A 10,628-nucleotide genomic window follows, 5' to 3' on the forward strand; every position below is an offset into this window, starting at 1 on the left:
CTCACTCCTGCGAATGAAAGAGCTGTGTTATAACTCAGGCTTTCCCTCTTCAGACGCCTCTTTTTTTGTGATGGTCTTCTCCGGTTTTTCTGTGACGGTTTTCTCCGGCTGTCCTTTTGTTTTATACTCTGTCGGAGAGACTCCAAAGTGTTTCCGGAATACTTCCCTGAAATATTTTGCATCACAGAAACCGGTCATATCCGCTATTTCAGTGATGGTATGTCCTCCTTCTTTCAGCAAACGGGCGGCACTCTGCATGCGGATGAGACGCACATAGTCTGCCGGAGAATAATTTGTCAACGTTTTCAGCTTATTGTAGAAACTGCTACGGCTCATGTGATGGAGTGCACAAAGCGTATCTACCGTAAAGTCCGGATCAGCCATATTCTTCTCCACACTCTCCCTTACCGAAGAGATAAACTTCCAGTCGAGAGTATCTCGGCAACCCTTCGGCCATTTCTCGTTCTCAAAGTCCGAACTGCCAAACTTCTTGTACAGCAAGCGACGGTTGGCAATCAGGCGGCTGATGCTCGCCTTCAGCAGATTGATGCTGAAAGGTTTAGCCATATAGTCGTCCGCACCGATTTTCAGTCCTTCCAACATATTCTTTTCGTCGCCCAATGCAGTCAGAAGAAGTACCGGAATATGAGAGGTATCAATATTGCCCTTAATGGCTGCACACAATTCATCACCCGACATCTCAGGCATCATGATATCCGACAAGACAAGATCCGGTTTGAACTCAGGCAAAATTTCAAGTGCCTCTTTTCCATTCAGGCAGGACTGCACCTGATAATCTTCGCCAAGCGTGTTTGTCAGATAAATACGCAAGTCGTCATTGTCTTCCACGATAAGAAGACGCTGGGAAGAGGTTGAATTCTGCTTGTGTACCACTGTCGGAGAGACAGGAAATACCGGCTCGGACAACGTGACGGCAGGCTCAGTGGCAGACGAAATGATGCTGGACTTCGGGAAATGCCGGTTCCCCTTGGGAAACACAAGGCGCACCAACGTACCCTGCTCTGCCATACTTTCTATAGAGATTTTGCCGCCATGCAGCCGCACCAACCGATGCACCAAAGCCAAGCCGATGCCACTGCCGCTTACCTTCAGGTTAATGGCATTACTTCCCCGGAAATAAGAATGGAACAATCCCTTTTGCTCATTGTGCGGAATACCGATCCCTGTATCTTTCACTTCAATGCACCAATCATCTCCACATTCGGTTGCAGAGACGTGGATGCTTCCATGCTCCGGCGTGTATTTCATAGCATTCGACAGGATATTCTTCAGAATAGAATCCATCTTATCCTTATCAAACCAGACATTCAGATAGTTCAGATTGTCTTTGTAATCCAACCGGATATGCTTGACACGCGCGTATGAGCAAAATGTCTCACAAATGCCCGACATATAGGCTCCCAATTCATACTCTGATACATACAAGCGCGACGAATAAGTGTCTATACGCTCGAAATTAATCAGATTGGTAGTCAACCGCAACAATACATCCACGTTCCGCAATGCCATATTCACATGGTCCTTGCCCTCTTCGTTCACCATATCGCCATTGCGAAGTTCCTCTAACGGAGCTTTGATCAGCGTCAGAGGAGTGCGGATATCGTGGGCAGTGTTGATAAAGAAACGTGCCTTTTCCTCCGATGTCTGTTTCTGTTTCCTCAAAATAACGATACGGAACAAGATGGCGCACAAAAGCAGTGCCAGTATGATATAACCGGCTATGGCCCACGGAGTAGCCCATAAGGGAGAGGCTATGATGATCACTATATCGCGCTGGTCATAGCTCTTGTACTTCTCCTCGTTGGACACTGAACGCACACGAAGCACATATTTACCTGACGGAATATTCGTAAAACGTATCAACCCGTCGGACGAAGGAGCGGTCCATTCGTTGTAGAACCCTTCCAGTTTCCAAGAATACAACACATTGGAGGGGTAATCGAAATTGATCGTAGAGACTCTCAGAGAGAAGGTGTTCTGCTCATAGTCAAGCCGCAAGACCTCTGTCTTATTGATATCCGTCTCCAAAGGCGATCCTTCTTCACCGGGGTACATTGCCTGATAGGAAATGTTCAGGTCGCTGAAAATCATGGGAGAGCCAGACGAAACCGGAATACGCATATCCGACGGGAAACCGATGACACCATCGTTACTGCCCAAGATAAAACGGCCGCTGCTATGCAAAATTCCGGAACCGGGATTAAAACAAACACTCATAAGCCCCTGTTCGCGAGTCCAGTTGTTGAAAGACATCTCACGAGGTGAAAAGTACACGATGCCGTTCTCTGTGCTAAGCAGCAAGTCTCCGTCCGGCTTGGGAAGAATCGTATAGATATTGTTGGATATAAGTGCACAGTTATCCATATCGTATTGGGCAAAGGCTTTCTCCTTAGGATCGTAGAGCAGCAAGCCGGAACCGCTGGTACCAATGTACAGCACGCCATCTTTTCCCTGATACAAGGCGCAAATATGCAGAGCCTCCACCGGAAGGTCTATACTACTATATTTACCGGAATCTTTATCAAGTAAATACAATCCCATAGAAGTGCCGATCCACATGGAAGAGCGGTCTCTCTCCTGAATGCAAGTAATGGAACTCAGCCCCGGATAGAGACGGAACTTCTGTCCTGTGAGGTCAATGCGTTTCAAGTTATAGAAACCACCCGACCAAATATTACCTTCCGAATCTTTCTTGATGTCGCGTATGTACTGGTCGGGACGCAGATCGAGTTGGAAAAAACGCGAGGAAGCGATATAATCCACCGTCAGGGTACGCTTGTTTATCTGATAAAGTCCCGAAGTGAAGCCACCGGCAAGAATGATGCCAGGAGAGATTTCACACAGTGTAAGGAAGATGTGATTCTTGTCTTCCAGCTCATAGTCGAACGTACTGAGGAAAGAGTGCCATTCACCCGTAGCAAACTTATACAGGCTGATTCCGTTGCTTGTGCCAAACCATAGATCGCCATCGCTGTCTTCGATGACATCGTGCACCTGATTGTTGACCAACGATTGTCGGTTCCCCACAGAATGACGAGTCCAACGATATCCGCCATAACGATTGTCACGAACCGTAATGCCACTGGGATAATTGGCAATCCAAATGCGTCCCTCGCCATCCACATATACGTCATTGATGTTGTCACCATTCATCCCGTTATGAATCGTATAGTCGGCTACGATATAAGGAACAGCATGGCAGGAATCCACACTCATGCGGTAGATACCTTTGCCATCGGTAGCAATCAACACTTCTTTTTCGCCGAAGGGCACTATTCTTTTGACATTCACGTCGTTGAGTGTCCCATCCGAACAGACCTCCATAGAAGAATCCAGCTTGTAGACCCATATTCCCTGCTTGAAAGTCCCTACAAATAGTTTCTTCAGAGAAGCAGAGAAGAAAAGCTCGCTCACCGGCATGTGGAAATTATAGGCAGACGAATTGGTCAGGATAGCATTTTCCTCATCCAATACGACACGATATAATCCGGTCTCCGTACCGACAAAGAAATTCGACGCGTCAATTTGTTCGATAGAAGTAATATTGCTTTCTATAGTGCTTTTCAATAAGGTTACTTTTTCTGTATGCGTATTGAACAGTGCGATATGGTCTTTGCTACAAAGCCAGATACATCCGGCGCGATCCATGTAACTATAAGTAACGTTTGGCGAAGTAATCCCTTTTTCGGGCAAAGGAGGCATATAAACCTGCTCAAAACGGTCTTTCTCTGGCAGGTAACGGAATATGCGGCCTTTGCGGCCTACACTCCACAAAACACCGTCGGAAGACAAATAGAGCCAGTTCAGATTGAACTGCATATTCAGTTTGCGACCTTTGTCAGTCAGTACATAATGCTTGATTTCCTTTCCGTCATAGCGGTCAGCACCCTCTTGTGTAAGAAACCACATATATCCCAAAGAATCTTTCAGGATGCGGTAAACTTTCTGACTACTCAACCCATCTTCCATGCTCAGGTATTTATACGTCTGAGATACACCTACCTGCGCAAAGGACACAAGTAGGGTAAACAGCATGAAGATATTTCTCATTAAATGGGATCTTCTCCTGTCCATTACAATTCGTTCGTGTTATCATCCTAGAGGATTCAGGCATCGGAAGATACCTGATGTCCTAAGGGAAAAATATAAAATACAAGATTAATTATGCGAAAGTACATAAAAAAGGAATATACATTGCCACACTTCTAAAAAAAATTCTGTATATCCCACTCTCTTTCCCTTGCCAGAATGGATAACCGCCCTGTCATCCCATCCTCTGTCTGTCTTCTTACTCCCTATTCATTAATCTTTGTTCCGCCATTGCCGCGTACTTGGTACCGGGACGCCCATAGTTGGCATACGGATAGATAGAGATACCTCCACGTGGGGTGAAAATCCCTGTAACCTCGATATACTTGGGAGCCATCAGCCGGATGAGGTCTTTCATGATGATGTTGACACAATCTTCATGGAAAGCACCATGATTGCGAAAACTGAAAAGATAGAGTTTCAGGCTTTTGCTTTCCACCATCTTGATGTCCGGAATATAGCTGATGCGGATTTCCGCGAAATCCGGCTGGCCGGTGATGGGACACAGGCTAGTGAACTCCGGACAATTGAAACGTACCCAATAATCGTTTTCGGGATGCTTGTTGTCGAAAGCTTCCAATACTTCGGGAGCATAATTCTGTTTATATTCTGTCTTTCTTCCCAAAAGGGAAAGCTGGTCTTTCAGTTCTGCCATATCTGCCATAACAATATATCATTTACTATTCAAATATTTCACTAATCCTTCGCGGCGCAACTTGCATGCCGGACAATGTCCGCATCCATCGCCCTGAATGCCATTGTAACAGGTCAGCGTATCATTCCTGACCAAATCGAGCACACCCAATTCGTCTGCCAGACGCCACGTTTCCGCCTTGTCAATCCACATCAGCGGGGTGTGGATCACGAACTGTTCGTCCATAGCCAGATTCAACGTCACATTGAGGGATTTGATAAACGCGTCCCGACAATCGGGATATCCGCTGAAGTCAGTCTGCGACACTCCCGTCACGATGTGACTGATGCCCCGTTCGCGGGCGTAAACGGCAGCAATGCTCAAGAAGAAGAGGTTACGCCCCGGTACAAAGGTATTCGGAAAACTACCTTCCGGTTTTTCCTGGTCCATAGCCAAGGAAGTGTCCGTAAGGGAATTATGCCCCAGTTCGCCTATGAAAGAGACATCCATCACTTCAAACTCCACATCTGCCTTGCGGGCTATTTCACGTGCCAGTTCCACCTCTTTTTGATGTTTCTGCCCATAGAGAAAACTCAAAGCGAACACTTTCTTAAATTTACGCTTCGCCCAAAACAGGCAAGTGGTAGAATCTTGCCCGCCACTGAATACGACTAATGCTGTTTCTTTATCCATTGTTTAAATATCTTTAATTTTCAATATATTGTAGGAGACATTATCATCGAAGACATCGCTGCCATCGATGCGTTTGATAGTCGATACGACGCGGATGGTAACCGGCAGGATCAAAACTTCGTACATGGATTTCAGCACAATCTGCACGCACATCATCAGCAGCAACTCATGCCATGCTATCACACCGCCGAAGGCTACGGGAAAGAATATCAGAGAGTCAGCCGTCTCCCCTACCACCGTCGACCAAATCGCACGGGCAGAGAAATGCCGACCGCCACTCGCCACCTTCATGCGGCTCATAACGTAGGCATTCAGGAACGAACCTACCAAAAATGCCGCCAAACTTGCCACAACGATGCGCGGTGCCATGCCGAAGACAAAATTGAAATGGGCTTCCCCCTCCCAAAAAGGTGCGGCGGGAAGGGCTACGGCCACCAAGCCCAGCATAACTACAAAGAAGTTCATCGCAAAACCGCTCCAAATGATGAGACGCGCCTTACGGAAGCCCCACACTTCGGCTATGCAATCGTTGATGATATAGGAAACGGGAAAAACGAGCAGTCCTGCGGTGACGGTGATGCCACACACCTGAATAACTTTCGTTTCAAGAAGATTGGCTGCAATCAGGCAAACATTAAACAAAATGCCCAGCAGCATAAAAGATACAGATACTTTTTGCTTCATAACTCCTGTTTTTTACGTGGTGTTCTAGAATACACGACCGCTATTCGCGGCATCATACATGGGTAATTCAGCGGCAAAGTTACAATAAGTTTTTTTCTTGTGCAAACTTTATCCACCCGTCCTTCAAGATTTCTCCCAATAGTATCCACCACAAATTACGCAAATTACCACAGATTTCCTTATTGATTATCAATATTCTAAAGGAAAATCTGTGGTAATCTGTATCGTTCCGTAGTGGATTATGACATACTCGCCATCCTATCAGAAGCGGTAGTCGAGGCTAAGTCCGAACACCTTATTGGTACGGCTATATACGTTTGTCCCGCCCAGTCCGGTAGCATTGTAATTGTCTGTGGTCATTGTATAGTCATCGTAGTTTGTCCACATGTAGCCTACGTTCAGATTGGCTCTCTCGCTCAACTTCAACTTCGCACCCAAGCCCAAAGTATAAGAATCGCAAGAGAAACTGGTATCCCGCTGATAGTTGTCGGACAGTCCGTAGTCTGTGATCTGCGCACCACAGCTCACCGTCAGTCGTTTGGTCACGTCCCACTCAATACCTGCCAAATACTCGTTTGTGCCTTTGGTCAGGAACTTCTGTTTACCTTCGGCCATTCCCGCATTTTTATCGTCATAGAAATGATATTCTACAGATGCTCTCAGTACCGGAAGAAATTCGTATGCGACAGCTACGGAGAGCAAGGAAGGAATATCGTTCGGAGTATTCACACCATCCTTATAAGCACCAACTAAACTTTCTGCTTTATCAGGATACTCCAATCGATTGGTTTTATTTTCAATATTCATATTAGTCCGGAATTCATATTTAGCACCAAAATTCAGTTTTTTCCACTTCATATCCACACCTATCACAGGAGTAAGCCCCCAACCTGTTTGGTCACAATCCAAAGCCAAAGGCAGCAAATTCACATCGCCCATCTTCGCATCCAAAAAGCCTTTATAACCTCCTACAAAATAATTCATACGACCACCAGCAAAGGCAGAGAGCCACTTATTTATCTTATAAGTCAATCCCAATTGTACAGAATAAATATACTGTTTTCCATCCATAGCGCTGTTTATTTTATACTTATCAGGAGTAATCACCATTCCTTTTTCTATACCTTCTTGAAAAATACTTACCATGGCAGTCGATTCAAAAAAAGGAAGCCCATCATCAAATGAAGCCTTTCCACCTCCACCGGTAATGGCAAAGAAACCAGAAATAGTCCAATCGCCCTTTCTATAAGCAGCAAACACACTTGGAATAATTGGTGCAGCAGCTTTTCCCTCATAATACTTATTGAATGGTTCTGTTGTTGGTGTCGGCTGTTTTCCGTCATTCATAGCAAATCCATTATAAATTGAAAAGTTTGCATCGATATCCCTCGTTTGAAACGCGCTCTGAATGCTGAGAGCCATATGAAAACCGTCATTCGGCAAGAACGCTAACCCGGCAGGGTTGGACAATGCCCCATCTATTTCGGTTGTTGCGCCACGAGATAACATACGAAGAAAAGCGGCATGCTGATTGGTATTGGTCAGCAATCCTCCTGCAAAAGTTGGAATTGAAACAATTAGCAGCAAAAAGCTAATCAAGAAATTTTTTCTCATCTAAGTCTTTATTTAATTATTTACGGGCACAAAGGTACAACAATATTGCACTTTAAAAACTATTTTATGCAAAAAAGATTCGTGGCATCCCGATTTTAATTGGAAAAGAAACTGTTTCTAATGAAACTTATATAAAGAAAAAGGCTATATACCCGCCAATCTCCCTCAAAATATCCCCGCTTTTTTACCGACACAGACAACCCCACTACGCTTTTAGATAAAAATAACAGCCAAAAGTCAAGGTTTGTGTCTCGTTTTTCGTAATATTGCACTATAATTCAGTCCATGTATGAATCCGATTCCGTTTCACCTGACAGCTTTGCGACCAAAGCAGACGGAATGGCAATCATCAACGATTATTAGATGGAGTATTATTAAAGATATAAAGATATCAAAGATATAAGAATATAACTATATAAAACATATCTATCATGAAAAATTTGACAACATTTCTTTTAGCACTGTTGACCGTCTGCCTGCCGGCTACCCTGCTTGCCACTCCGGATCAAGAGCAAGACGATGACAGTAGGTATCTGGCGGGTGCAGTACCCGAAGTAGACGGAAAAGTCGTATTCATCAAAGAATTCAGCATCCCTGGCATGACGCAGGACGAAGTCTTCCGACGCATGAAAGAATGGATGGATGCCCGTCTGAAAAAGAATGAGAACAATAGCCGTGTGGTCTACGACAATCCCGAAAAAGGACAGATCATTGGCTCCGGCGAAGAGTGGATCGTGTTCAGTTCGAGCGCGCTTTCACTGGACCGAACCAAAATTCTCTACCAGCTTTCCGTGGTTTGCGAACCGGAAAAGTGCATCATGGAAGTAGAAAAAATTCACTACAACTATCGCGAAGGAAAAGAAAGATACAAGGCAGAGGAATGGATCATAGACAAGTATGCACTGAACAAGACACAAACCAAACTGGTGCGCGGTCTTGCCAAATGGCGTAGAAAGACGGTCGACTTCGTGGACGACCTCGCCTTGGGCGCAGTAGGAGCACTCAGTGAATCGACCGTCAAACAGCCAGCTGAGACAGTCCAACCCAAAGAAGAGAGTAAACCTATCAACAACGGCCCGATAGTCATCACCCCAAAGAATATGGTAGAAACAAAGAATATGGTGGAGACAAAGACACCTGCACAGGCATCGACCGTGATTCCGGCTACTCCACTCACTCCTGCCACTACGAACGCAGCAGCAAACTACAGGGAAATAGCCCCCGAACAAGTGCCTGCCAATGCCATACAAATGGGCGCAGGCAGACTGGTGCTGGTGATCGGTTCAGATGCATTCAACATGACTATGATGACGGCCAATGCCGGCGGTTCGTTGGGCAAATCATCAGGTAAGCCCGTCATCTTCAGCTTCCTCTCTCCCGATCAGCCGTTCGAGATGATGGAGAAGGCTGAAACATACACCGTACGTTTCTATCCTGCCAACCAGACCGAGCCTTCGGTTATTCTGGAGTGCAAGAAGATGCCTTCGCAAGCCCCAATGGAAGGTCAGCCTCGCATGTACGTAGGCGAAATTCTGAAAGCATTCATTAAATAAGCCTGAAAGCACTCATTAAATAAGATAGAAATAAAAACAGAAAAGCCCTTATTAACAAGCGAACCGCCACATCTCACTTGTGGCGGTTCGCTCTTTTTCTACGTATATCTGCCTTCATTTTGGCAGCACCCGAACCGTGTGTTCCGGTTATATACGACTTCTTCTTCGCTTTAGTCTTCACTTTTCCGTTCTCCTTGGGTGCGTCTTTTTTTCCTTTAAAGACGATGCCACCCATCATTGCATCTTCTATACTCATATTTCAGGCATCTTTTTAGAATTAGTGTCTGTCCATTCCTCCCTTCCAATATCTCAAATCTGATCCTTTCGAACCGGTCCGGTGCCGGAGGAAAGCCCGTATAACCGGCACAAAGATAGTTTTTTTTCTGCTCATAGAAGACATTTTTCCTATCTTTGCAGCAATTTCAAAAAGAGTGAACAGTATGAATACAGCCCTGATTCCCGCCGACAAGGACCCTATGGGAAGTGCCATAGCCGATTACTTCAACCGACAGAAGGCCGACCGATTACGTGTCTTCTCTTCGCTATTTGATGAAGATGAGATACCTGTGAAAGAGTTGTTCCGCACAGAAAAACAGATGCCCGCACTGGAACGCAACGCCTTGCAACTGGCCACAGGAAAGATTCTGGATGTAGGTGCCGGAAGCGGTTGCCACAGCCTCGCCTTGCAAGAGACAGGGAAAGAGGTGCATGCCATCGACATCTCGCCGCTTTCAGTGGATGTAATGCGGAAACGTGGCGTGCGGCACGCCATCCTTGCCAACTTGTTCGACGAGCATTTCCAAGGAAATTACGACACCATACTGATGCTGATGAACGGTTCGGGTATCATCGGAAAACTGGAGAACCTGCCCGCTTTCTTCAGGCGGATGAAGCAATTGCTCCATCCCGATGGGTGCATTCTTATGGACTCCAGCGACCTGCGCTACCTGTTCGAAGAAGAGGACGGCAGTTTTTCCATCAATCTGGCAGACAACTATTACGGAGAAGTAGACTTCCGTATGCAGTATAAAAACATCTGCGGAGAGGAGTTCGACTGGCTTTACATCGACTACCAGACCCTCAACCTCTACGCTGCCGAGAGCGGTTTTCGGGCAGAACTAATCAAAGAAGGAAAGCACTACGACTATTTGGCCAAGCTGACCCTGAAGTAAGACCTGCTTAGACATAAGATTTCTATCAGCAAAAAAAGAGGACATGAAGCTACGAACAACACAAAAATAAGAACGATAAACAAGAAAAACAACCTACCTTGAACTAAATATATCATAAACATACCATTAAAATTAGAATAAAAGATGATTTATTCCCAATATATCCGT

General features: G+C 45.5%; 8 protein-coding genes. 2 read left to right on the forward strand and 6 right to left on the reverse strand.

All coding sequences use genetic code 11. The features are described 5' to 3' along the window. Positions 1-27: 27 nt before the first annotated feature. From QZ323_RS04050 to QZ323_RS04070, 5 genes are all read right to left on the reverse strand, one after another. Positions 28-4,071: a two-component regulator propeller domain-containing protein gene (locus QZ323_RS04050; protein ID WP_294633014.1), complete on the reverse strand. Its 4,044-nt coding sequence runs from the start codon at positions 4,069-4,071 to the stop codon at positions 28-30. Positions 4,072-4,309: 238 nt separating this feature from the next. Continuing rightward, entirely contained in the window at positions 4,310-4,765 is a 456-nt protein-coding gene (gene queF, locus QZ323_RS04055; protein WP_294633065.1) for a preQ(1) synthase, read from the reverse strand. An 18-nt stretch (positions 4,766-4,783) separates the two neighbouring features. Next, positions 4,784-5,437, reverse strand: a complete 654-nt coding sequence (gene queC / locus QZ323_RS04060) for a 7-cyano-7-deazaguanine synthase QueC (RefSeq protein ID WP_294633017.1) — start codon at positions 5,435-5,437, stop codon at positions 4,784-4,786. Positions 5,438-5,440: 3 nt separating this feature from the next. Further along, positions 5,441-6,121, reverse strand: a complete 681-nt coding sequence (locus QZ323_RS04065; RefSeq protein WP_294633019.1) for a queuosine precursor transporter — start codon at positions 6,119-6,121, stop codon at positions 5,441-5,443. A 261-nt stretch (positions 6,122-6,382) separates the two neighbouring features. Then, positions 6,383-7,735 (reverse strand): outer membrane beta-barrel protein, encoded by a 1,353-nt coding sequence (locus tag QZ323_RS04070; RefSeq protein ID WP_294633021.1) that lies wholly within the window; start codon positions 7,733-7,735, stop codon positions 6,383-6,385. A 431-nt stretch (positions 7,736-8,166) separates the two neighbouring features. Between QZ323_RS04070 and QZ323_RS04075 the strand changes: the two genes are divergently transcribed. Beyond that, positions 8,167-9,288 carry a DUF4468 domain-containing protein gene (locus tag QZ323_RS04075; RefSeq protein WP_294633024.1) on the forward strand — a complete coding sequence of 374 codons (1,122 nt, stop codon included), beginning with the start codon at positions 8,167-8,169 and terminating at the stop codon, positions 9,286-9,288. A 73-nt stretch (positions 9,289-9,361) separates the two neighbouring features. Here QZ323_RS04075 and QZ323_RS04080 read toward each other — a convergent pair whose 3' ends face one another. Continuing rightward, positions 9,362-9,544 (reverse strand): hypothetical protein, encoded by a 183-nt coding sequence (locus QZ323_RS04080; RefSeq protein WP_294633025.1) that lies wholly within the window; start codon positions 9,542-9,544, stop codon positions 9,362-9,364. A gap of 184 nt (positions 9,545-9,728) precedes the next feature. Here QZ323_RS04080 and QZ323_RS04085 point away from each other — a divergent pair, with 184 nt between their 5' ends. Further along, entirely contained in the window at positions 9,729-10,460 is a 732-nt protein-coding gene (locus QZ323_RS04085; RefSeq protein ID WP_294633026.1) for a class I SAM-dependent methyltransferase, read from the forward strand. Positions 10,461-10,628 lie beyond the last annotated feature (168 nt).

Source organism: uncultured Bacteroides sp., assembly GCF_910585845.1.
GTDB lineage: Bacteria > Bacteroidota > Bacteroidia > Bacteroidales > Bacteroidaceae > Bacteroides.

Excerpts from the sequence above, each read along its gene's own strand:
- QZ323_RS04075 (WP_294633024.1), top strand. The coding sequence starts at position 8,167 with ATGAAAAATTTGACAACATTTCTTTTAGCACTGTTGACCGTCTGCCTG.
- QZ323_RS04050 (WP_294633014.1), bottom strand. The coding sequence starts at position 4,071 with ATGAGAAATATCTTCATGCTGTTTACCCTACTTGTGTCCTTTGCGCAG.
- queF (WP_294633065.1), bottom strand. The coding sequence starts at position 4,765 with ATGGCAGAACTGAAAGACCAGCTTTCCCTTTTGGGAAGAAAGACAGAA.
- QZ323_RS04080 (WP_294633025.1), bottom strand. The coding sequence starts at position 9,544 with ATGAGTATAGAAGATGCAATGATGGGTGGCATCGTCTTTAAAGGAAAA.
- QZ323_RS04085 (WP_294633026.1), top strand. The coding sequence starts at position 9,729 with ATGAATACAGCCCTGATTCCCGCCGACAAGGACCCTATGGGAAGTGCC.
- QZ323_RS04070 (WP_294633021.1), bottom strand. The coding sequence starts at position 7,735 with ATGAGAAAAAATTTCTTGATTAGCTTTTTGCTGCTAATTGTTTCAATT.
- queC (WP_294633017.1), bottom strand. The coding sequence starts at position 5,437 with ATGGATAAAGAAACAGCATTAGTCGTATTCAGTGGCGGGCAAGATTCT.
- QZ323_RS04065 (WP_294633019.1), bottom strand. The coding sequence starts at position 6,121 with ATGAAGCAAAAAGTATCTGTATCTTTTATGCTGCTGGGCATTTTGTTT.